The organism is Candidatus Eisenbacteria bacterium (genome assembly GCA_020847735.1).
Lineage (GTDB): Bacteria > Eisenbacteria > RBG-16-71-46 > RBG-16-71-46 > RBG-16-71-46 > CAIXRL01.
The window spans coordinates 1-21,648 of the sequence record JADLBL010000012.1 but is presented as its reverse complement, the minus strand read 5'-3'; the positions used below and the strand labels follow the sequence as shown (position 1 = coordinate 21,648).

Annotated in this window: 17 protein-coding genes and 1 tRNA gene; 4 read left to right on the top strand and 14 right to left on the bottom strand. The window is 70.6% G+C overall.

All coding sequences use genetic code 11. The features are described 5' to 3' along the window. Positions 1-83: 83 nt before the first annotated feature. The 6 genes from IT347_05270 to IT347_05245 all read right to left on the bottom strand — a co-directional run bounded on the left by IT347_05270 (position 84) and on the right by IT347_05245 (position 5,295). Positions 84-383 (bottom strand): hypothetical protein, encoded by a 300-nt coding sequence (locus IT347_05270; protein ID MCC6348987.1) that lies wholly within the window; start codon positions 381-383, stop codon positions 84-86. Continuing rightward, entirely contained in the window at positions 380-2,821 is a 2,442-nt protein-coding gene (locus IT347_05265) for a phenylalanine--tRNA ligase subunit beta (GenBank protein MCC6348986.1), read from the bottom strand. Before IT347_05265 ends, IT347_05270 begins: the two co-directional genes overlap by 4 nt. 18 nt (positions 2,822-2,839) lie before the next feature. Beyond that, positions 2,840-3,982, bottom strand: a complete 1,143-nt coding sequence (pheS, locus tag IT347_05260) for a phenylalanine--tRNA ligase subunit alpha (GenBank protein ID MCC6348985.1) — start codon at positions 3,980-3,982, stop codon at positions 2,840-2,842. Positions 3,983-3,994: 12 nt separating this feature from the next. Beyond that, on the bottom strand, positions 3,995-4,351 hold the full coding sequence (rplT, locus tag IT347_05255; protein MCC6348984.1) for a 50S ribosomal protein L20: 357 nt from the start codon (positions 4,349-4,351) through the stop codon (positions 3,995-3,997). An 81-nt stretch (positions 4,352-4,432) separates the two neighbouring features. Beyond that, positions 4,433-4,630 (bottom strand): 50S ribosomal protein L35, encoded by a 198-nt coding sequence (rpmI, locus tag IT347_05250; GenBank protein MCC6348983.1) that lies wholly within the window; start codon positions 4,628-4,630, stop codon positions 4,433-4,435. 23 nt (positions 4,631-4,653) lie between these two features. Next, on the bottom strand, positions 4,654-5,295 hold the full coding sequence (locus tag IT347_05245) for a translation initiation factor IF-3 (protein ID MCC6348982.1): 642 nt from the start codon (positions 5,293-5,295) through the stop codon (positions 4,654-4,656). A gap of 356 nt (positions 5,296-5,651) precedes the next feature. On the opposite strand from IT347_05245, the gene IT347_05240 reads away from it, so the two are divergent. Continuing rightward, positions 5,652-6,341, top strand: a complete 690-nt coding sequence (locus IT347_05240) for a hypothetical protein (protein MCC6348981.1) — start codon at positions 5,652-5,654, stop codon at positions 6,339-6,341. A 58-nt stretch (positions 6,342-6,399) separates the two neighbouring features. Here IT347_05240 and IT347_05235 read toward each other — a convergent pair whose 3' ends face one another. Then, on the bottom strand, positions 6,400-8,175 hold the full coding sequence (locus IT347_05235) for a threonine--tRNA ligase (protein MCC6348980.1): 1,776 nt from the start codon (positions 8,173-8,175) through the stop codon (positions 6,400-6,402). A 92-nt stretch (positions 8,176-8,267) separates the two neighbouring features. Further along, positions 8,268-8,343 (bottom strand) — tRNA-Val (locus IT347_05230). A gap of 130 nt (positions 8,344-8,473) precedes the next feature. Here IT347_05230 and IT347_05225 point away from each other — a divergent pair. Then, complete coding sequence (locus IT347_05225; GenBank protein ID MCC6348979.1) at positions 8,474-10,012, top strand: glycosyltransferase family 39 protein; 1,539 nt, start codon at positions 8,474-8,476, stop codon at positions 10,010-10,012. A 7-nt stretch (positions 10,013-10,019) separates the two neighbouring features. Here IT347_05225 and IT347_05220 read toward each other — a convergent pair whose 3' ends face one another. The 6 genes from IT347_05220 to IT347_05195 all read right to left on the bottom strand — a co-directional run bounded on the left by IT347_05220 (position 10,020) and on the right by IT347_05195 (position 18,714). After that, positions 10,020-11,111, bottom strand: coding sequence for a hypothetical protein (locus tag IT347_05220; GenBank protein MCC6348978.1), 1,092 nt, complete (start codon positions 11,109-11,111; stop codon positions 10,020-10,022). Further along, positions 11,108-12,121 carry a 3-deoxy-7-phosphoheptulonate synthase gene (gene aroF / locus IT347_05215; protein ID MCC6348977.1) on the bottom strand — a complete coding sequence of 338 codons (1,014 nt, stop codon included), beginning with the start codon at positions 12,119-12,121 and terminating at the stop codon, positions 11,108-11,110. The genes IT347_05220 and aroF overlap by 4 nt, the downstream gene beginning before the upstream one ends. Positions 12,122-12,343: 222 nt before the next feature. Next, positions 12,344-13,666: a hypothetical protein gene (locus IT347_05210; GenBank protein MCC6348976.1), complete on the bottom strand. Its 1,323-nt coding sequence runs from the start codon at positions 13,664-13,666 to the stop codon at positions 12,344-12,346. Positions 13,667-13,789: 123 nt separating this feature from the next. Next, positions 13,790-14,851, bottom strand: coding sequence for a chorismate synthase (aroC, locus tag IT347_05205; protein MCC6348975.1), 1,062 nt, complete (start codon positions 14,849-14,851; stop codon positions 13,790-13,792). A 1-nt stretch (position 14,852) separates the two neighbouring features. Continuing rightward, a complete protein-coding gene (locus IT347_05200; protein ID MCC6348974.1) occupies positions 14,853-15,293 on the bottom strand; it encodes a hypothetical protein in 441 nt (146 codons plus the stop codon). Between the two features lie 124 nt (positions 15,294-15,417). Continuing rightward, positions 15,418-18,714, bottom strand: coding sequence for a glycosyl hydrolase (locus IT347_05195; protein MCC6348973.1), 3,297 nt, complete (start codon positions 18,712-18,714; stop codon positions 15,418-15,420). Positions 18,715-18,917: 203 nt separating this feature from the next. On the opposite strand from IT347_05195, the gene IT347_05190 reads away from it, so the two are divergent. After that, positions 18,918-20,336, top strand: coding sequence for an APC family permease (locus IT347_05190; GenBank protein MCC6348972.1), 1,419 nt, complete (start codon positions 18,918-18,920; stop codon positions 20,334-20,336). Positions 20,337-20,768: 432 nt separating this feature from the next. Beyond that, the coding region (locus IT347_05185; protein MCC6348971.1) for a lamin tail domain-containing protein at positions 20,769-21,648 on the top strand (880 nt) is incomplete at its 3' end.

Genomic DNA, 21,648 nt, shown 5'->3' with positions numbered 1-21,648 from the left:
TTGTAAGTGACGTACGTTACCGGTCCGTCACGCTCGCCGAGAACGCCGCGGGGGCGGCGGGATCCGGCGTCGCGTGCCGGTTGCTAACCCTCGATCCGCTCCAGCTTGCGCAGCAGCGTCTCGATTCGAGTGGCGACGTCCTTGCGCTCGGCGAGCCATTCGCGCTGCTCCTTCTTGAGCGCGGTGATCTCGGCGAGCAGCGTCGTGGGGTCGTTGCCCTGAAGCTTGCCCGTGGTCTCCTCGAGCCGGCGCGCGATCTCGGCCTTCTCGGACTCGAGCTGCGCCTGCCGGGCGCGGAGATCGTGGATCACGGCTGCGGCCTTCTCGACGCGCTCGGCGAGCCGGTCGAGGTCGGTGGTCACGACGGCGGTGTCGGTCGTCATTGCTCCCTCAGTTGACCGCCGCAATCCCTCGCGACGGCCGCCACCATGCGGGCCTGGATCTGCAGGACTTCGGCTTCCGCGAGCGTTCGACCGGGCGAGTGCAGCTGCATCGCGAACGCCAGGCTCTTCATTCCCTGCGGAGTTCCGGGGCCCTCGTAAACGTCGAACAGTTCGAGCCAGCTCAGCGCCCCGCCGGCCGCGCCGACGAGGCTGTGATGCAACTGCGCGTGCGTCACGCTTCGCGGGACGAAGAAAGCGAGGTCGCGACGCACCGGCGGGAATCGGCCGGGCACCTGGGCGCGGACCGGTTGCGAAACGCCTTCGACGAGCGGATCGAGCGTCGCCACGAAAGCCTGGACGGGCGCTTCGATCTCCCACGTGCGAAGCAGCGACGGGCCCAGCGTCCCGGCCCAAGCAATGCGTGAAGCTCCGACCGCAACTTCCACACTGGCACCGGGTTTCCAACCGGCCGCAGAATAGGCTCGCCATTCGGGCGAGTCAACGCGCATCTCGCCCAGCCAGGCTTCCCAGAGCCCTTTCGCGTCGAAGAAGTCGAGCGCCGCGCCGCTGTCGTAGGCGTGCGCGGGCGCGCCCGGCTTCGGGTCGTGCGCGTGGCGCCAGCGCGGTCCGGTCGCGAGCGCCACGAGCAGCAGGCGCTCCTCGGGCAGACGCCCTCCCCGGTCGAGAAAGCCCGCACCGACCTCGTACAGCCGGACGGCGGAAGCTCCCTGGCGCAGGTTGTGCGCGAGAGCGCGCAGCATTCCGGCGAGCGGGTTCGGGCGCAGGACCTCGCTTTCGCGGCTGAGCGGATTGCTGAGGTGAACGAGCGGCGCGTCGTCTCCGAGCAGATCCCGGCAGGCGAGCGCCTCGGCCTCCGAGACGAGCGAGCCCGTCCACGCCTCGTCGAATCCCAGCCCCTGCATCGCCTCGCGCGCGCGGCGCACCGCCCGCTCGCGCGGCGTCCGCCGGGCGAAGCTGCCGCCCGTGCCCGGCGGCGTCTCGGGGATCCGGTCGTAGCCGTGAGCGCGCGCGACCTCCTCGACCAGATCGTCCTCGAGCGTCACGTCGGGTCGCCAGGTCGGGACCGTGACGATCAGGTCGTCGGTCCCGCGGCGGACGCCGAACTCCAGGGACGCCAGCAGTTCCTGGCAGCGCTCGCCGGTGAAGGGAAGGCCGATCAGCCGGGAGCAGCGCGCGGGGCGAAGCCGCAGCTCGCGCTGGGTCGGCGCGGTGTGACGAAGCCGCGAGTGCCCGAGCGCCGCGCCCGGGCACAGTTCCAGCAGGAGCGCCAGGAAGCGCGCGGCCGCCGCCGCGCCGACGCCCGGATCCACGCCGCGCTCGTAGCGTTTGCTGGCCTCGGTCGAAAGCCCGAGCAGACGGGCGCCGCGGCGGACGCGCCGCGGATCGAACCATGCGCACTCGAGCAGGAGGCTGGTCGTGCTGGCGGTGACCTCGGAGTCCGCGCCGCCCATCACGCCCGCGATCGCCACCGGTCGCTCGCGGTCGGCGATGACGAGATGCTCGCCCGACAGCTCGCGCGACCGGCCGTCGAGCGTCACCAGCGACTCGCCCTGGCGCGCGCGACGCACGTGAATCGCCGGACCCGACAGGCGGTCGAGATCGAACGCGTGCAGCGGCTGGCCGAACTCGAACAGCACGAGGTTCGTCAGGTCCACGACGTTGTTGATCGGGCGCTGGCCCATCGCCTCGAGCCGGCGAACGAGCCAGTCCGGCGAGGGACCGACCCGGACGCCGAGCACCGCCTGCGCGAGATAGCTGGGACAACCTTCGGGATCCTCGATGACGAGGTCGAACGTCTCTCCCGCGCCGGCCCGGGCGGAGCGCAGCGACTTCGCAGCCGGCGTCCAGTTCCCGCCGAGGGCCGCCTTCACCTCGCGCGCGAGGCCGACGACGCCCATCCCGTCGGGCCGGTTGAAGGGGATCTCCACCTCGAGCACCGAATCCGGCTCGGGCAGGTATTCGTCGAAGGGACGGCCGATTTCGAGCTGCGCCTGCGGCAGCATCTCGCGCAGGTCGAGAATGCCGCTGTGGTCCTCGGACAGCCCGAGCTCGCGCCCCGAGCAGAGCATGCCCTGGCTCTCCTCGCCGCGAATCTTCGCCGCCTTGATGACGAGCCCGCCGGGCATGACGGTTCCGAGCGTGGCGAGCGGCACGATCATGCCGGCCGTCACGTTGGGCGCGCCGCAGACGATGCGCAGTTCGCCGGCGCCGCCCTCCACGCGGCACAGCTTGAGCTTGTCGGCGTTGGGGTGCTTGTCCGCCTCGAGCACCTTCGCGACGACGATGCCGGGATAGCGGCGGCCATGCTGTTCGAGCCCTTCGACGTAGAAGCCGCGCGTGGTCAGCGCCTCGGCCACGCCCTCGGGCGACGCATCCACCTCGACCCACTGGCGCAGCCACGAGATCGGGAGCTTCATGGAGAACCTTTCCGCGGCCTAGAACTGACGCAGGAACCGCACGTCGTTCTCGAGGAACAGCCGGATCTCGGGGATGCCGTGACGGCCCATGGCGATGCGTTCCAGTCCCATGCCGAAGGCGAAGCCCGTCCACTGCTCGGGATCGAGGCCGACCGCCCGGAAGACGTTCGGGTGCACCATTCCGGCGCCCAGGACCTCGACCCACTTCGTGCCCTTGCACACCGGGCAGCGCTTCTCCCCCTCGGCGTCGGTCGTGTGGCCGGAGCCCGCGCAGCGGACGCACTGCACGTCCATCTGCATTCCCGGCTCGACGAAGGGAAAGTAGATGGGAACGATGCGCGTGGGAAGGTCGGCGCGATAGATGGCGCGCGCGAAGGTGTTCAGGGTCGCCTTGAGGTCGGCCATCGAGACGTTCCGGTCCACGAACAGGCCGTCGATCTGGTGGAACTGGTCCATGTGGCTCGCGTCGGTCGCCTCGGCGCGATAGACGCGGCCGGGGAACACGAGCCGCAGCGGCGGCTTTCGCTCCTCCATCGCGCGCACCCAGCCGGGCGACGTGTGCGTGCGCAGCACGACGTCCGGACTCACGAAGTAGGTGTCGTGCGCGTCGCGCGCCGGATGGTCCGGCGCGAAGTTGAGCTTGCCGAAGTTGTACTCGTCGAGTTCGACCTCGGGACTGGTGTAGACGGAGAAGCCGAGGCCGTGGAACAGGTCGAGCAGGTCGTCGCGCACCTGGGCGAGGACGTGCGGGCGGCCCGTCCAGGGGCGGCGGCCCGGCAGCGTCACGTCGAGCGCGCCCGCGGACTCGCGCTCCCGTTCGAGCGCGTCGCGGCGGGCGTCGTGGACCTCGCCGAGCCAGCGCTTGACGAGGTTCAGGCCCCTGCCGCGCGTCCTGCGCTGTTCGGGCGGCAGGCCCGGCAGTCCGCCGAGCGCCTGCGTCACGATCCCGCGCTCGCGACCGAGCAGCGCCGTATGGCGCTCGCGCAGGGCGTTCGCGTCCGGCGCCCCGGCCAGCACCGCGGCGCCGCGCTCGTAGAGCGCGGCGAGTGCGCCGTCGAGCTGCCGCAATTCGGCGAGCCGGGCGGCATGGCCGGCCGTGAGCGTGGCCGGATCGGCCTCGCTCCAGTCGGCGGCGATGGATGCGAGTTGCGCGTCGGACATGCGGTCCGACCGCTACGCGGTCGCGCCCTTCGCCACCTCCGCGAGCTTCGCGAACGCACCCGCGTCGCGAACCGCGAGGTCGGCGAGCAGCTTGCGGTTCACTTCGACATTCGCCTTCTTGAGGCCGGCGATGAGCGTGCTGTACGAAAGTCCGTTCAGGCGCGCGGCCGCGTTGATGCGCGTGATCCACAGGCGGCGGAAATCGCGCTTCTTCAGCCGGCGGTGTTCCCAGGCGAACTGGCCCGCGCGCTGCACGGTCTGGAGCGCCGACTTGTACAGCTTGCGGCGGCCGCCGAAGTTGCCCTTCGCGGCCTTGAGAACCTTCTTCCGGCGCGCGCGGCCGGGAACGACGGTCTTGGAACGAGGCATGTTCTTATTCCTCCTGCCCTGCTCGCGGCGCCAGCAGGAACGCCGGGGCGAGGGTCGGGCGTGTCGGGTCGGTCGGGGTCGTCAGCGCTGGCCGAGCATGCGGAGCACGCGGGCCTGGTCGGGCTGGGCCACGACCACCATTCCGCCACGCTTGCGCTTGCGGTTGCGACTGTCGGCGATCATGCCGTGGCGCAGATGCGACTGGGCGCGCTTGGCCTTGCCGGTGCCGGTGATCTTGAAGCGCTTGCGCGCGGCTCGGTTCGACTTCTGCTTGGGCATGGGTCTCCTCGTTTCCTCTCGATTCAGGACGCCGCGCTGGCGTCGGGCGCCGGCTTGCCCGCGTCCGACGACGCGGCCTTGCCGGCCGGCTTGCCACCCGTGATCGGCTTCGGCGACACGACCATGGTCAGCGTGCGGCCCTCCGCCCGCGCGGGCGTCTCGACGACCGCGATCTCGGCGAGGTCCACCAGGATCTGCTCGATGATCTTGTAGCCCAGCTCCATGCGGGCCATTTCGCGGCCGCGGAAAGTGATCGTGAACTTCACCTTGTCCCGCTCCGCCAGGAACTCTCGCGCGTGACGCAGCTTGAAGTTGTAGTCGTGGTCCTCGATCTTGGGACGCATCTTGACTTCCTTCAGCTGCATCTGGTGCTGGTTCTTGCGAGCCTTGCGTGCCCGGAGGTTCTGTTCGTACTTGAACTTTCCGTAGTCCATGATGCGGCACACGGGCGGACGCGAGGCGGCCGCCACCTCGACCAGGTCCAGTCCCTTCGACTGGGCCATCGCCAGGGCCTCGCGGGTCGTGAGGATGCCGATCTGCGAGCCGTCGTCGCCGATCACGCGGACCTGGGGAACGCGGATGCGCTCGTTGACGCGAGCTTCCTGCTGCTTGCCGGGAATGGTAATGGCGCTGTCCTCCGTCGCCTGTGGAACCGTGGCCCGCATGCGTTCCGCGACCGAAAAAAAGAACGCCGGGCGGGATGCAGCCTCCCCGCCCGGCGTGTCGGATGGACGTGCCGGAACCTTCCGCGGCCGCGATGATGTGGTTGCGGCCCGACCCGTCGCGAGACCTCGAAGGTCCGCTGGGGTGAGAAGCGCGGGGCTTCTGCTTTCGAACGCGCGGCATAGTAAAGGAAGGCCCGCCCGGACCGCAACCGTGCCTCAAGCGACGATCCGCGGCCCTGCGAACGCGGCCGGCGCCGGCCGCGCGGCGAACGCACCGGATTCGGCGACTTTGCCGCCGCGCGCGGTCGGGAGGGCGCTATGCTGGCAGCCGGCGGCCGCGCACGGGAGGAGCTGGAATGACTCGAAACGCACTGCTCATCGTCCTGCTGCTGGGGTTCGCGCCCGGCGGAGAAGTCCGCGCCTCGGGAGTGGACCTCGGTGAGGCGGTCGGTGCGAAACGGGACAGCACACGATTCCTGCCGCCGTGGTTGTACGCGACGCTCGAAGCGGGCGTCTCGTGGATGCAGTCGCCGCGCGAGGTGAGCGACCGCTACAACGCGGGCGTCGCCTTCGGGGGCGGGCTCGTCGCGAAGGCGGCGCCGCGGCTGCGCTTCGCGGTCCGTCTCGCCTACCTCGACCTGCCCAACGGCGCCAACGGCTATCTCGGCAGCTACAGCACCTCGAACGGCCAGGTCGTCGTCGCGCCGGGAGCGAACTACGACGCGATCTCGGGTGGACACGCGATCGAAGGACTCGCCTCCGCCGGCCTGCGCGCGTGGCGCGACCTGTGGCTCGAGGGCGGCGGCGGGTACGGCTACTTCGCTTCCGGTTACGGGAGCCTGCGGTTCTACGACGGCGTGACCGGGGAACCCGTGGACGTGCCCGGCCAGTCGGGCTGGGGCGCGGCGTGGACCGCCGGCCTGCGCTACGACTTCACCGTGCGCCGGCGGGAGCGGCTGTTCGTCTCCGCGGGCTGGACGCGAATGGAGCGCGAAGGCCTCGCGCTCGACTTCGTGCCGCTGTCGATCGGCTACCGCTTCGAGTAGCCGTCCACCCCGCGCCGCCGGTGGCCGTCGGGACACGGCCCGCCGGCCGGCCGCGCGCTCAGTGGACGCGGTCCCGAATCTCCTGCGTGATGCGCGAAACGAATTGTTCGCGTGGCATCGTGCCGAGGTCGCCCTGCCCCTTGCGTCGCGGCGCGCACGTGCCGGCTTCGGCGTCACGCGGGCCGACCACGACCATGTACGGCACCTTCTGCAGCTCGGCGTCGCGGATCTTGGCCCCGAGCTTCTCGTCGCGGGTGTCCACCTCGACGCGCACCCCGGCGGCGGCGAACAGCGCCGCGGTCTGCTGCGCGTACTCGTGCGCCTTCGGGTGCACGGGGATCACCATCGCCTGAAGCGGCGCCACCCAGACCGGGAACTCGGCGCCGGTGTGCTCGATGAAGATGCCGACGAAGCGTTCGAGCGAGCCGTAGAGCGCGCGGTGCAGCATGATGACTTCGTGCTCCTGGCCGTCGGGCGCGGTGTACACGACGCCGAAGCGCTTCGGCAGGTTCAGGTCCACCTGGATCGTCGGGCACTGCCATTCGCGACCGAGCGCGTCGCGCAGCTTGACGTCGATCTTGGGCGCGTAGAAGGCGCCGCCGCCCTCGTCCACCTCGTAGGGCAGGCCGCGGCTCTCGAGCGCCTGCCGCAGCGCCTCGGTGGCGAAGGTCCACTCGGCGTCGCTGCCCAGGTACTTGTCGGCCGGCCGCGTGGCGAGGTAGCAGCGGTATTCGTAGCCGCAGGTGGTGAGCAGCAGGTCCATGAGCTTCAGCACGCCGACGATCTCGGACTGCAGCTGGTCGGGCGTGCAGAAGATGTGCGAGTCGTCCTGGGTGAAGCCGCGCACGCGCTCCATGCCGTGCAGCACGCCGCTGCGCTCGTAGCGGTACACGGTGCCCAGCTCGGCGAAGCGCACCGGCAGCTCGCGGTACGAGTGCTTGCGGCTCTTGTAGATCATGATGTGCATCGGGCAGTTCATCGGCTTGGCGCGGTACGCCTGCTCGTCGATGAGCATGGGCGAATACATGATGTCGGCGTAGTTCTCGAGGTGCCCGGAGATCGTGAACAGCTTCTCGCTCGCGAGGTGCGGCGTGTAGACGAGCTGGTAGCCGGCCTTGAGGTGCTCCTCCTTCCAGAACCCCTCGAGCACGTGTCGCACCATGCCGAGCCGCGGATGCCAGTGGACCAGCCCCGCTCCGACCTCCTCGTGGATCGAGAACAGGTCGAGCTCGCGTCCGAGCCGGCGATGGTCGCGCTTGAGCGACTCCTCGATCCGCTTGAGGTGCTCGTCGAGCTCCGCCTGGGTCGCGAACGCGGTTCCGTAGATGCGCTGCAGCATCTCGTTCTTCTCGGAGCCGAGCCAGTAGGCGCCGGCGACGTGCGTCAGCTTGAACGCCTTCAGCGTTCCGGTGCTCGCGACGTGCGGGCCGCGGCACAGGTCGAGAAAATCGCCGTTTCGATAGGTGGTGATCTTCGCGTCCGCGGGAATCTGCGAGAGGAAGTGGAGCTTGTACTTCTCGGCTCTTCCCTCCCACAGCCGGCGCGCGTCCTCGCGGCTGATCTCGGCGTACTCGAAGGGCTGGTCGAGCGCGACGATCTCGCGCATGCGCGCCTCGATCCGCTCGAGGTCCTCGGGGGTGAACGGGGTCGGCCGGGCGAAATCGTAGTAGAAGCCGTTCTCCACCGGCGGCCCGCCGGCGACCTTCACCTCGGGAAACAGTTCGGTGACGGCGGTCGCGAGCACGTGCGCGGCCGAGTGGCGCAGCCGATAGAGCGCCTCCCCGCCGGGGTACTGCGAGAGGTCCGGGCCCGATGCGGCGGCGCTCGAGGACATGACCGACCCTTTCCCGCGGCGCCACCCGGGCGCCGGATGCGAAAACGGGGCGGCGCGCCGGCTCGGCCAGGCGTGCGCGCCCCTGATCAAGATGGTGGGCGATACTGGACTTGAACCAGTGACCCCTTGCTTGTCGAGCAAGTGCTCTACCAGCTGAGCTAATCGCCCTCGGGGCCGCGGAGTAAACGACAAGGGCGTGCGGGGCGTCAAGCATGCGCTCGCGGTTGACGCCGGCCGTTGCGGCTCGGCATCGTGCGGGCTCGGGCCCGGACCCTCCGGGCAACTTCCCGGAGCGTTCATGAGCCGCCGCAGGCACGTCACGACCAGGGCCACGAAGCGCGCGGGCGGCTCCGAGCCGCGCGCCTCCCGGCTCGCCGCCGTCGTCGCCGCGCTGTCGCTCGTGTACGTCGCGATGGTCCTGTGGGTGTGGGTGCGGCGCGGGGCGTATCCCTACGAACTCGAATGGCTCGAGGGCATCGCGCTCGAACACGTGCAGCGGCTGCGCGCCGGACTGCCGCTCTACGTGGCGCCGTCGCTGGTGTGGGTGCCGCTCAACTACGCGCCGCTCTACTTCTGGCTCTGCGCGCTCGCCAGCCTGGCGTTCGGCGAGTCGTTCCTGGCCATGCGCCTCGTCTCGATGCTGGCGGCGCTGGCCGCCGGCTGGGCGATGTGGAAGCTGGTGCGCCACGAAACGGGCCGGGCCGCGCCGGCATGGCTCGCGGTCGGGCTGTTCGCCGCGGCCTACCGGCTGGGCGGAGCCTGGCTCGACGTGGCGCGCGCCGATTCGCTGCATCTGGCGCTGCTGCTTCTGGGGGCGCTGGTGGCCCGCACGGACCCCTCGCGCTGGCGCATGCCGGTCGCCGCGGGCGCGCTGTTCGCGCTCGCGCTGCTCGCCAAGCAGTCGGCGTTCGTGGCCGTGGGCCCGCTCGTGCTGTGGCTGGTGTTCTCCGATCGGCCGCGGGGGCTGGTGCTCGCGGCGGTCTTCGCGGCCCTCTCGGGCGCCGGCCTGCTGGCGCTCGATGCGGCGAGCGGCGGCTGGTTCCGCTACTACGCGTTCACCGTCGCCGCCTTTCATCCGCGCAGCCTGTCGCTGATCTGGCAGTTCCCGGTGCAGGACGTGCTGCGCCACTTCGCGCCGCTGCTCGCGCTTCTCGCGCTGGCGGCCCGGGCCCCGCGGGAACCGGGTCCGGGCTCGCGGCGGGTCTTCCCCGTCGCGCTGGCGTTCGGGTTTCTCGGGCTCGCGTGGGCGCTGCGCCTTTACCCGGGCGGCTACGACAACGTGCTGCTCACCGCGCACGCCGCACTCGCGCTGCTCGGCGCTCTCGCCTTCGGCGCGCTCACCGCGCGGCGTTCCTGGAGGGCCGCCGTGGCCGCCGGACTCATGGCGGTGCAGCTTGCCGTGCTCGGGTGGAATCCGGCCGCCCAGGTGCCGACCTTCGCCGACCGGAAAGCCGGAGACACGCTGACCTCGGGTCTCGCTCGTCTGCCGGGACGGGTCTGGTTCTCCTCCCACACCTACCTGCTCGCCCGCGCCGGCAGGCCGACGCACGCGCACGTCATGCCGCTCATGGACGTCATTCGTGACGGTCACGGCCCGCGCGAGCGGGCGCTGCTGGCCACGCTGCGCGACACGCTCGCGGCGCACGCCTGGAACCCGATCCTGCTCGACAACCGCGACTGGCTGATGGAGGAGTGCGTCCGCGCCGGTTACCAGCCGGTCTCCGGAGTGTTTCCGGACCCGCAGGTCTTCTGGCCCGTCACCGGCATGCGGACCAGACCGGAGTACCTGTTCGCGCCGCGCGCGCCGTCCGACTCGGGTTCGGCCACGGCACGCTGACCGCGGCTCAGGGAGCGCGCCACGCCTCCCACGAAGGCTTGGCCCGTCCGAGCGAGTCGCGCAACCCGAGCCCTCCGAGATAGCCGGCGAATCCCGGGCTCGTGCCGCCGTAGTAGGCGAACAGCCGGTTGAGCGTCGCCGAGGTCCAGTCGGTGAACAGGAAGTAGTTGGCGCCCAGCACCCGGTCGCGGGACTGGCGCGCGTGCCAGCGGCGGAAGCGCCGGACGAACTCGGCCTGCGCGGCCGGACTGCTGCCGCACGCGGCCGACGAGGAATAACCGACTTCCTGCAGCAGCACGGGGGTCGCGGCGCGCGCGACGATGGCGTCGAGGTCGCCGTCGAGCACGGTCGGCGGGCGGTGCTGGAAGTCGCTCGCCGGCACGAACGGGTAGTAGGTGTAGACGCGCACGTCGGTCGAAGCGTTGAGGGAGTCCCCCACCCACGCCGCCGGGTTGGCGGGCGGCGAGGTCGTGCAGCACGCGACCTTCAGCCCCGGGCGGGCGGCATGGACGCGCGCGATCTCGCGTCGCACGAGCGCGAGGTAGGCGGGGAACTCGGCCTGGTGCGCGGGCTGGCCGAAGTAGCCGTCCACCTCGTTGCCCAGCGACAGCGCGACGAACGGCCAGTTCGCCGCGACGGCGAGAAGCGTGTCCACCATCGCATCCACGCGGGCGAGCATCTCCGGCGCATCCCAGGCCGTGGCGGCGAGGTCGGCGGGCACGCCGCGCTGGTTGGTGTCCACGATCCGCAGGTTGTAGTACTGCGCGAGCCCGAGGGTCGCGAACACGCGCGCCTGGAACCGCACGCGTGCGCCGTCGATCGCGCCGGGCGTGGGCTCGAGCGAACTCCACAGATCGCCGCTCTGCGTGAAGTCCACGCCGGTGGATTGCAGGAGCTGGATCGCGGCGAGGTTCGAATCGGGGTTCGCGAAGTTGGCGTCCGTCGGATTCGGCACCAGCCCGAGGAACGGAAGCGGGCCGCCGCCCGGCGCGCTCGGGTGTCCGGTGCCGCCGCAGCCGCCGGCGAGAAGCAGGCCGCACAGTGCCCCGAGCAGGGCGACGGGTGCGCCTCGGTGCCGGTGCCGGGCGGCGCTCGTCACACCGAACGTCCCAGGACCTCGGCGATCGTGCGGATCTGGCCGACGAGCTCGTCGAACTGCCGCGGCCAAAGCGACTGCGGCCCGTCCGAGAGCGCGTGCTCGGGGTCGTTGTGGACCTCGATGATGAGGCCGTCCGCCCCGGCGGCGATCGCGGCGCGCGCCATGGGCGCGACCTTGTCGCGAATGCCGGTGCCGTGCGAGGGGTCGACGAGGACCGGCAGGTGCGAGAGCTCCTTCACGACCGGCACCGCGTTCAGGTCGAGGGTGTTGCGCGTGTAGGTCTCGAACGTGCGGATGCCGCGCTCGCACAGGATCACCTGCTGATTGCCCTGCGCCATGACGTGCTCGGCGGACAGCAGCCATTCCTCGATCGTGCTCGACAGGCCGCGCTTGATCATCACCGGACGGCTCGCATGTCCGACCTCGCGAAGCAGCGAGTAGTTCTGCATGTTGCGCGCTCCGATCTGCAGGATGTCGGCGTAGCGCGCGAGCAGCGCGACCTGCTGCGTGTCCATCACCTCGCTCACGACCGCGAGCCCGTGCGCGTCCGCGGCCCGGCGCAGGATCTTGAGTCCCTCCTCGCCCAGACCCTGGAAGGCATAGGGCGAGGTTCGCGGCTTGTAGGCGCCGCCGCGCAGCACGGTGGCCCCGGAGCGGGCCACGGCCTCGGCGATCGCGAACGCCTGTGCCTCGCCTTCGACCGAGCACGGGCCCGCCATGATCGCCAGCTGCCGGCCGCCGATGCCGCAGCGGCCGACCTGCACGATGGTGTCGTGGGGGCGAAATGCGCGGCTCGCCAGTTTGAAGGGGCGCGGCAGCTTGTGGGTGGACTCGACTCCGGGCCAGGTGGCGACCTCCGTCCAGTCCACGGCGCCCGTGTCGCCCACGGCCGCCACGCGGATGCGGCCGTCGTGATCGGTGCGATGGACGGCGAGCCCGGCCATGCGCAGACGCGTCATGACGTCGGAGGCGGCGGCCTCGGGTGTGCCGGGTTTGAGCAGGACGAGCATCGGGAGTACCGGGCCCTCGAAACGAGAAGCCCACGCCGTGCCGGCATGGGCTGGGAGATCAACGCGCTGGTGGACGCTTCAACGGGACGGCGCGGTCTCCCGGCTTCGCCACGCGAAGCCGTGCCAGTGCCTGTACCACGTTTCGTTGAGAAACCGCATGAAGCGCCCCCGTCGAGGTTCGAAACGCTGGAGAGCCTAGCATCCGCGCTTCGCGAGGGTCAATCACCTCGCGACGGCGAAGGCTCTTGTCCAGCGCCGGCCGTCCACGGTGAGGCACGCCCAGTACTGCCCGCCCGGCGGTCGGGCGCCCCGCGCGTCGAGCCCGTCCCACGCCAGGCTCGAGCGTCCGGCCGGAAAGGTCCCATCGGCGACTTCGCGCACGCGCCGTCCCGAGACGTCGAAGATCTCGAGGCGGGCGCGGCCACTCGCCGGCAGGTCGAACTCGAAGTGCGCGATCGAGACCACCGGGTTCGGCCGCGCGCCCAGGAGCCGGATCGCGCCCGGGACCGCCGCCATCGGCACCGACGTCAGGCTCGAGGGCGTCAGCGCGAACGCCCGTGTCTCGCCGTTCAGGATGCCTTCGCCGACGATGATCCCGTTCTCGTCGATGTCCCACGCGCGGGTCAGGAACCAGCCGCTGCCCTGCGGCAGCAGCGTGTTGAGGTCCGTGAGGGTGCCGGCCTTCCACCGGAACGCGACATACTGGCCGTCGGCACGCGAGGTCATCCCGACGATTTCATCGTGATCGTTGAGCGCGAAGCCGGCGCTGTACTCCCCGCCCGCGGTGCCGAGATCCTTCATCACCCCGTTGGCCCAGAAGAATCCGCGGCTGGCGGTCGGGCTCCAGCCCACCTGTGACCAGCCGCAGACGTGGCCGCTTTCGTTCACGTCGTAGGCGTGGCTGGTCTTGCCGCCCAGGGTGCCGAGGTCGTACAGGGGGCTTCCGGCCTTGCCGAAAAAGGCGTGGAAGCGATCGTTCGAGACCGGGGCGGCCATGCCGACGATGTCTCCCCAGTTGTTGATCGCGTAGGCGCGCGCCTGCGTTCCGCCGAGCGTGCCGAGGTCGTGCAGTGTGCCGTCCCAGCGAAACGCGCGCTCGAGTCCCTGCGCGTCGAACGCCGATCCGACGACGATGCCCGGATCGTTGACGTCGTGCGCGTCGGCGATCGGGCCGCCGAACGTGCCCAGATCCGTGGCGGCGCCGCCGCGCCACAGGACCGCGCGCTGCGCGGTCCCGCCGGCCGCGAACGCCCAGCCCACGATGTCGCCGGCCGAGTTGACCGAGCGGGCCAGGCTCTGGGTTCCGCCGAGGGTTCCCAGGTCGGTGAGCGTTCCGCGGTGATTGAGCGTCGCGTGCACGAAGGTCGAGCCCGAGACGAACGCGTACCCGACCGCGTCCCCCTGCCCGTTCAGCGCCGAAGCGCCGCTGCCGCGCGGGTTTCCCAGGCTGCCGAGGTCGCCGACCGAATAGAGCTCCTGCGCGCGCGAGGGCGTCGCGGCGAGCAGCACGGCAATGGCCGTCGTCCAGCGGATGCTTCGTGACATGGAGCGTGCGAGTCCTCCAGGTGACCGCGAGGCCCGGCCCGACGCGTGGACGCTAGCCCACCGAACCACAGGGCGCCACGCCGAAGTTGCCGGCCGGCGGCCGCGGGAGGCTTCGCACGGGGACTACCTGTCGCGTCCGCGAAGCGCCCGCTGGTGAAGCCACGCGTCCATGAGGGTCACGGCCATCATCGCTTCGGCCACCGGGACGACGCGCGGGCAGATGCACGGGTCATGGCGTCCCTCGATCGCCACGGTTTCCGTGCCTCCCCCCGCCTTCGCCATCGTCTGGGGTCGGCCGATGCTGGTCGCGGGGCGCACCGCGACGCGCACGACGATCTCGTTGCCGTTCGAGATGCCGCCCGAGATGCCGCCGGCGAAATTGGACTCGTAGGTCCGGCCGTCGAACACGTCGTTCGTCTGCGAGCCGCGCAGGAACGTCATGCCGAACCCGCCGCCGATTTCGACGCCCTTGGTCGCCGGGATGGAGAGCATGGCGGCGCCGAGCAGCGCGTCCATCTTTCGCATCGTCGGGTCGCCCCAGCCGGCCGGCACGCCGCGGGCGACGACCTCGACCACTCCGCCGACGGAGTCCTTCTCATCGCGCGCATGCCCGATGAGTTCGATCATGCGCGCGGCCGCCGCGGCGTCCGGGCACCGAACGGCGTTGCGCTCGACCTCGTCCCAGTTGCGGTGCGTCGCCTCGACCTCCCCGACGCGCACCGTCCCGCCCGCGATCGAGACGCCGGCGGTCGCGAGCGCGACCCGGGCGATCGCGCCGGCCGCGACGCGCCCGACCGTTTCGCGGCCCGAGGACCGGCCGCCGCCGCGATGGTCCCGGAACCCGTACTTCTGCGCGTAGGCATAGTCGGCGTGACCGGGACGGAAGACGTCCTTGAGCGCGTCGTAGTCCTTCGAGCGCTGGTCGGTGTTGCGCACCAGCATCAGGATCGGAGTGCCCAGCGATCGTCCCTCGTAGACGCCCGAAACGATCTCGACCCGATCGGCCTCCTGGCGCTGCGTGGTGATCGCGCTCTGTCCCGGCCGTCGCCGGTCCAGTTCGCGCTGGACGACGTCCGCGTCCACCGGCAGCCCGGCCGGAAGACCGTCCACGACGACGCCGACGCCCGCGCCATGCGACTCGCCGAACGTCGTGATCGTGAACAGGTGGCCGAACGTTGAGGACATTTCAGCCCTTGCGGGCCCTGCGGGGCCGGCTCGTGCCGCGCTGCATCGCCGCGTGTAGCTTCGCGCGGTACGCGACGTGGTCGGCGACGAGTCGCTCGAAGTTGCGCAAGTACGACGGCCGGATCGCAGCGCGCGCGCCGGCGAGCCATGGCTTGCACTTCTCCCAGGTCACGACGTCCTCGCCCGTGTGGTCGAAGAACAACTCGGCGTGGAGCACGCCGCGCTGGACCAGCGTCGCCACCATCTCCCAGTACGACGTGGTCTGGCGGAACCAGCGGTCCTCGTCGGTATGGGTCAGGTAGCGGCTCTGGATTTCCTCCCAACCGGCGGCCTGAAAGTCCTTGAGGAACCACTGGCGCGCCCTCCGCAGTTCGGGCTCCCGTCGCAGCTCGTAGAGGCGCAGCAGCAGTTCGGCGTCGGCGTGAGTCGGCTTGCGCGGCATCGGATCTCCTTGCGGGTCGGTTTCCGGACGCGAGGCACGTACCGTAGCAGATCGCCCGCGCCGCACGGTCCGTCACGATGCGCGGGCGCCCCGGACGACGCCGGGGCGCCCGCGCGGCAGGCACCTACTTCCAGACCGGCACGCGCCCGGGCGTCCAGGGTGCGCCGGCCGCTTCGGCCTTCGCCCCCAGCGCGTCGAGATCGGTCAGGATGCCCTGAAGCGTGGCGAGCGCCTTGCGGAACTCGCCATCCGCGATCTCGTAATTGCGCCGGTGGGTCCGGGTCGGTGGGCCGGTGTACTCCCAGGCTCCGTCGGTGATCTGGTTCACGCGCTCGACGAGCGTCGCGGGGGAAGGCTCGTTGAACTCCCGCCGCACGGCGTCGCCGCGCAACGACAGCGACAGATCGGCGAGCCGCCCCTGGAGCGCGCGGACTTCCTGGGCGAGCGACTCGTTGCCGCCCGGCGCGTCGTCCACGGCCTTCGCGAGCAGTTTCGCGCGCGACTGGGCGTCGTCGAACACCCGCAGCGCGCCCTGCACGGCGCGCGAGAGGTCGGACACCTGTCGCTGGAACGCGGCCGTCGCCGCGCGATCCGGCTCCGGCAGGGAGACGTCCGTCACGGGAGCGAGATCGAAGGCTTGCGGCTGCGAGAGGGCCACCAGTTTCCCCTCGACGCGCTTCGCGAGCGAAACCCGGTAGCTGCCGGGTGCGGCGAGCGGGCCGCCGCCGATGCTCTCGAACTCGCCCCGGGTGCGGGGAGCGAGCGACGTGGGCGCGGGGTCGAACGTGCGGAAGTCCCACGCGACCCGCTGGAAGCCCGAACCGACCGGCCCTTCGAGCCGTCGCACGACGTTGCCCTGCGCGTCGCTCACGGTCAGCACGACGGACGGCGATTCCTCCCTCGCCTCGGCCCGCAGGCTGTCCCAGCTCGGATAGAAGACGTTCCCGCCCTTCTTCTCGATCGCGCGTTCCGAGTCCCGGCGACGGTCCTTCAGGGACTCGAGGGAGTTCTTCAGGTAGTACGTGAAGGTCACGCCATAGGGTGGGTTCGGAGCAACGAAGTATCGCTCCCCCTGCGAGGCACGCCCGCGTCCGCCGAGCTGCGCGGACTGCACGTACAGCAGCGCGTTGCGCACCGGCAGGAGGACCGCCTCCTCCGCGAGTTTCGCCTCGCTCGCCATCAGGCGCAGCGGCGCGAGATCGTCGAGGACGTAAAAGCCCCTCGAGAACGTCGCGACGACCAGGTCGTCGTCGCGACGCTGGATCGCCATGTCGCGGATGCAGGCGACGGGGATCCCGGACTTGAGGGCCAGCCACTTCGCACCGCCGTTCGGAGTGAAGAACACGCCGAACTCGGTGCCGGCGAAGAGCAGCTGCGAATCCTTCGTGTCCTCGACGAGGCAGTACACCGAGCCGTTGGCGGGCAGGTCCCCGGTCGCGCTGGTCCAGGAGCGGCCCTGGTTCGTGCTTTTCAGCACGTACGGCCGAAAATCTCCCATCTTGTGGCGGTCGAGGGTCGCATACAGGGTGTTGACGTCGTGGCGCGACCAGACGACACGCGAGACGTAGGCGTACTCGCCGACGCCCGGGAAGGTGTCGATTCGGCGCCAGTGGGCGCCGGCGTCCTCGCTCACCTGCACGAGCCCGTCGTCGGTGCCGACGGCCAGCAGCCCTTCCCGGAGCGGGGACTCGTCGAGCGCGACGATGTTCCCGTAGAACGACGTGGAGGCGTTCTTCGCGATGGCGTCCACGCTCCACACGCGACCCATCATGGGCAGGCGGTTGCGGTCGAGCTGGCGGGTGAGGTCGCCGCTGGCGGGCGTCCACGAATCGCCACGATCGTCGCTGCGGAAGACCCGCTGCGCGGCGAACCACAGCCGGGTGTGCGAGTGCGGACTGATGACGAGCGGCGTGTCCCAGTTCCAGCGCAGCGGCGGATCACCCGGCTCGGCCTGCGGCTGGATGTCCACCGAGTTCCCCGAGCGCCGGTCGAAGCGGACGATTCCGGCGTTCTGCGACTCTCCGTAGACGATGTTCGGGTCCGTGGGGTCCACGCGCGGCTGGAAGCCGTCCCCTCCGACGACCGCGAACCAGTCGGAGTTCCGTATGCCGTTCACGCTGGTCGTCCGGGAAGGACCGCCCCAGGTCATGTTGTCCTGGGTGCCGCCATAGACGTTGTAGAACGGCGTCGCGTTGTCCACTTCGAGCTTGTAGAACTGGGTGATGGGCAGGTTCGGGAAGAACGCCCAGGTGGCGCAGCGATCGAAGCTTTCGTACAGGCCGCCGTCGCAGCCGACGAGCAGGTGCCGCGAGTCGGCCGGATCGATCCACACGACGTGGTTGTCCACGTGCTTGGACTTCTCCCCCGCGCGCCGCCAGGTGCGCCCGCCGTCGTCGCTCGTCTGGAGATAGGTGTCGATCTGGTACAGGCGGCCCGGAACGTTCGGGTCGGCGAACAGCTCCTGGTAGTACTGCGGACTGCCGGAGATTCGGTCGTTCAACTTCGTCCAATTGGCTCCGCCGTCGTCGCTGCGGTACGTGCCGTTGCCGTCACCGGCGGCTTCGACCGTCGCGACGATCGAGTTCGGCTCGAGCGGCGGCAGCGCGAGACCGATGCGGCCCATGTCGCCCGAGGGAAGCCCGCCCTTGAGGCGCGTCCACGTTTCGCCGGCGTCGGAACTCTTCCAGATGCCCGAGCCCGGTCCGCCGTCGATCAGCGACCACACCCGGCGCGAGCGCTGGTAGGTCGTCGCGTACAGGACGTCCGGGTTGCGCGGGTCGAAATGCACCTCGTTGGCGCCCGTCCACTCGTCCACCTTGAGAACCTGCTTCCAGGTGCGTCCGCCGTCGCCGGTCTTGTAGACGCCGCGGTCCCCCCCGCTCGACCACAACGGTCCCTGGGCCGCGACGAACACGACCTGGGAGTTCCTCGGGTCCACGAGGATGCCGCCGATGTGCTCGGAGGCCTTGAGCCCGACGTTCTCCCACGACTTCCCACCGTCCCGCGAACGGTACACGCCATCGCCCCAGCCGACGCTGCGCTGCGAATTGTTCTCGCCCGTTCCGACCCAGACGGTCATCGGGTCGCGCGGATCGAGCACGACGCAGCCGATGCTGGAGGTGCCCTGCGCATCGAAGATGGGCGAGAAGGTCGTGCCCGCGTTCGTGGTCTTCCAGACGCCGCCGTAGGCCGCCGCGACGTACCAGGTGCTCTTGTCCTTCGGGTCCACGGCGAGGTCGCTGATGCGTCCGGAGGAGACGGCCGGACCGATCGAGCGGAACTTGAGCCCGGTGAAGCTGGAAGCGGCGAGCTTCGAATCGGGCGCGGGGGCGGTGGCGCGCGCGGGCCTCGCGGCCTGCGCGTGCGGGACGAGAGCGAGCGCGAACAGGCTCGCGGCCAGTGCGATGAGCGGACGTTTCATCGGAAGGCGGATCTCCTCGGAGGAGGGCCTGCGGGGGGTGTCGCGGAACGCCCCGGGAGGGGCGCGGGAAGGCGCCACTAGAGCGCAGGGTGCCCCGGCCGTCAACGCCCCTCCCGCCGAGCGCGCCCGTGAAGGCGGCGACCGCGGCCCGCGTTCCGAAAAGCGCCTGCGACCGGGGATTCCGTTGCCTTAGGCTGCGGCGCATGGCCGACTCCGAATTGCGCCGGGAGCTGCGGGCGCGCGACGGTGCGCTCCTGACCGTCGGCGCCATGGTGGGCACGGGAATCTTTCTCGCGGCCGGCGACGTGGCGCGGGCGCTTCCCAACCCGTCGCTCATCCTCGGAGCGTGGATGGCGGGCGGCGCCCTGACGCTGACGGGCGCGCTCACCTACGCCGAACTGGGCGCCATGTTCCCGCGTGCGGGAGGTCTGTATCACTTCGTGCGCGAGGCGTGGGGCCCGCTGCCCGCGTTCCTCTACGGCTGGACCTGCCTGCTCGTCATCATGACCGGCGGAATCGCCGCGATCGGAGTCGGCTTCGGCGAGTACCTGGGCGCGCTGCTGCCCGCGTTCTCGAGTTCGAAGGTCGTGCTCTCGGTGGGAGATTGGCGAGCGACCGGCGCCCAGTTCGCGGGCGCCCTCGCGATCGTGGCGCTCACGCTCGTCAACCAGGCCGGAGTCCGGCACGGCGCGCGGGTGCAGAATCTGTTCACGGCCGCGAAAGTCGCGGCGATCGCGCTGCTCGCCGCGGTCGCCTTCACGCATCCTGGCGTCACGCAGCAGGCCGCCCGTTTCGTGATGCCCGCCGGGCTCGGGCCGGCCATCGGCATGGCCCTGGTCGCCGTGTTGTGGACCTTCGACGGGTGGTACGCCCTGACCTTCGCCGCCGCGGAAATGCGCGACCCCGCGCGCGACCTGCCGCGCGCGATCCTGGGCGGCGTCGCCGCGGTGACCGCGCTTTACGTGCTGCTCAACCTGGTCTACCTGCGCACGCTATCGCTGGACGTCTTCGGATCCGCCGCCCGTCCGGCGGAGACGGCGGCGCGCGTACTCATGGGCGACGCGGGCGCGACGCTGGTCACGGTCGCGGTCGCACTCTCGGCGTTCGGCTGCCTGGCCGCGACCGTGCTCTATGCCTCGCGCGTGTACGCGCCGATGGCGGATGACGGGGTTTTCCCGCGGGTCTTCGGCCGGATCCACGCGAAGAGCCGCACGCCGGCGGCCGCGCTCTGGCTGCAGTGCGCGTGGGCCGTCGCGCTGACGTTGACCAGCGGCTACACGTCGCTCTTCATCTACGTCACCTTCGGCTCGCTGCTGTTTCACCTGCTCGGCGCGCTGGCGCTCTTTCGCCTGCGAGCGACACGACCCCGTGCGGCCCGTCCCTACCGGGTGGCCGGGTACCCGCTGCTGCCCGCGCTGTTCGTCGGTGCGACGCTCTGGCTTGCCGGGGCGACCCTCGCAGGCACGCCGAGGGAGTCCCTGCTCGGACTGCTCGTCATCGCCTCCGGTGTGCCCGCCTACCTGGGCTGGCGCCGCGGCCGTCGCGCCGCAGGGCCCGATGAAGACCCGGACGTGTCGCCCTCGGAAGGCCGACTCGCGGAGCGTTTTCCGGGCGGACAGTGACCAGTTTGGTCTTGTCCCCCGGTCCGGCCTGCTCCTAGACTTTCCCTGACCCGATGAGGCGGGAGGAGTTCGATCCCGGTCGGACTTCAGAGCGAACCCGCTCGTCGCTGGAGCGGGCGAAGCGAACGGCGGAGGGCTGCCCGGACCGCTTCGGCGCCACCCGTGGACGAGAATCAGCAGCTGGCATCCCTGATCACCCCGGTAGATGCCCCCGACTCGTCCGGCCGCCTTGAACCCATCCCCGGCCCGTGCGCATGGACGCCGGGCAGCGAGGAAGGAGGCTCCCCGAGAGCGTCGGCGCGCCGCAGCGCCGACGACCTTCCCCCACATCAACGTTCAGGCGACTACGGCCCGCCCCCGACGTGCTCGTGCCGCACCTCAAAGGGTTCCGCATGCGCCGGCCCGATCCGGCGCGGTTTGAGAGGCCGAGACATGAACCACAGGGAAGCTCGTCTTACGCTCGCGCGCCTGCTGCTGGGGACGATCTCCGTCCTCACCCTCAGCTTCGCGCTTCCGCCCCGGGCCGCGCACGCGGCTTCTCCGGACCTGGTGATCAGCCAGGCCTACGGCGGCGGGGGAAACTCCGGCTCGGTTTACAAGAACGACTTCATCGAGATCTTCAACCGTGGCCCCTCCGCCGTGAACGTCACCGGATGGTCGGTTCAGTACACCTCCGCCACCGGGACGAGCTGGTCCGTGACCGCGCTGTCGGGTTCCATCCCGCCCGGCGGCTACTACCTGGTTCAGGAAGCGGCCGGAAGCGGCGGCACGACGAGCCTGCCGGCGCCCGATGCGAGCGGTTCGATCGCCATGAGCGCCACCGCCGGCAAGGTCGCTCTCGTCAACGGAACGACGGCGCTCATCGGCAGCTGCCCCAGCGGTGGCGGACTGGTGGACCTGCTGGGCTACGGCACGGCGAACTGTTCGGAGACCGCGACGATGGTCGCGCTTTCGAACACGACCGCGGGCCTGAGAACCAGCGATGGCTGCGTGGACACCGATGACAACTCCAGTGACTTCGCAGCCGGTGCAGCCACCCCGCGCAACAGCGCCTCCCCGACTCATTCCTGCCAGCACCTGCTGAACGTCACGGTTTCGCCGCTGGCCGGCGGGTCGGTCCTGCGCTCGCCCGACCAGCCGAGTTACGACAACGGCAGCACGGTCCAGCTCACGGCGGTGCCTTCCACCGGCTGGCACTTCACCGGCTGGAGCGGTGACGCGAGCGGGAACACGAACCCGCTGGACGTCACGATGGACGCGGACAAGAGCATCACCGCGACGTTCGCGATCGACCAGCACACGCTGGCGGTGG

What these genes read in the sequence shown, in the direction of transcription:
- IT347_05270 (MCC6348987.1), bottom strand. Translation starts at nt 383, where the DNA reads ATGACGACCGACACCGCCGTCGTGACCACCGACCTCGACCGGCTCGCC.
- IT347_05265 (MCC6348986.1), bottom strand. Translation starts at nt 2,821, where the DNA reads ATGAAGCTCCCGATCTCGTGGCTGCGCCAGTGGGTCGAGGTGGATGCG.
- pheS (MCC6348985.1), bottom strand. Translation starts at nt 3,982, where the DNA reads ATGTCCGACGCGCAACTCGCATCCATCGCCGCCGACTGGAGCGAGGCC.
- rplT (MCC6348984.1), bottom strand. Translation starts at nt 4,351, where the DNA reads ATGCCTCGTTCCAAGACCGTCGTTCCCGGCCGCGCGCGCCGGAAGAAG.
- rpmI (MCC6348983.1), bottom strand. Translation starts at nt 4,630, where the DNA reads ATGCCCAAGCAGAAGTCGAACCGAGCCGCGCGCAAGCGCTTCAAGATC.
- IT347_05245 (MCC6348982.1), bottom strand. Translation starts at nt 5,295, where the DNA reads ATGCGGGCCACGGTTCCACAGGCGACGGAGGACAGCGCCATTACCATT.
- IT347_05240 (MCC6348981.1), top strand. Translation starts at nt 5,652, where the DNA reads ATGACTCGAAACGCACTGCTCATCGTCCTGCTGCTGGGGTTCGCGCCC.
- IT347_05235 (MCC6348980.1), bottom strand. Translation starts at nt 8,175, where the DNA reads ATGTCCTCGAGCGCCGCCGCATCGGGCCCGGACCTCTCGCAGTACCCC.
- IT347_05225 (MCC6348979.1), top strand. Translation starts at nt 8,474, where the DNA reads ATGAGCCGCCGCAGGCACGTCACGACCAGGGCCACGAAGCGCGCGGGC.
- aroF (MCC6348977.1), bottom strand. Translation starts at nt 12,121, where the DNA reads ATGCTCGTCCTGCTCAAACCCGGCACACCCGAGGCCGCCGCCTCCGAC.
- IT347_05210 (MCC6348976.1), bottom strand. Translation starts at nt 13,666, where the DNA reads ATGTCACGAAGCATCCGCTGGACGACGGCCATTGCCGTGCTGCTCGCC.
- aroC (MCC6348975.1), bottom strand. Translation starts at nt 14,851, where the DNA reads ATGTCCTCAACGTTCGGCCACCTGTTCACGATCACGACGTTCGGCGAG.
- IT347_05200 (MCC6348974.1), bottom strand. Translation starts at nt 15,293, where the DNA reads ATGCCGCGCAAGCCGACTCACGCCGACGCCGAACTGCTGCTGCGCCTC.
- IT347_05195 (MCC6348973.1), bottom strand. Translation starts at nt 18,714, where the DNA reads ATGAAACGTCCGCTCATCGCACTGGCCGCGAGCCTGTTCGCGCTCGCT.
- IT347_05190 (MCC6348972.1), top strand. Translation starts at nt 18,918, where the DNA reads ATGGCCGACTCCGAATTGCGCCGGGAGCTGCGGGCGCGCGACGGTGCG.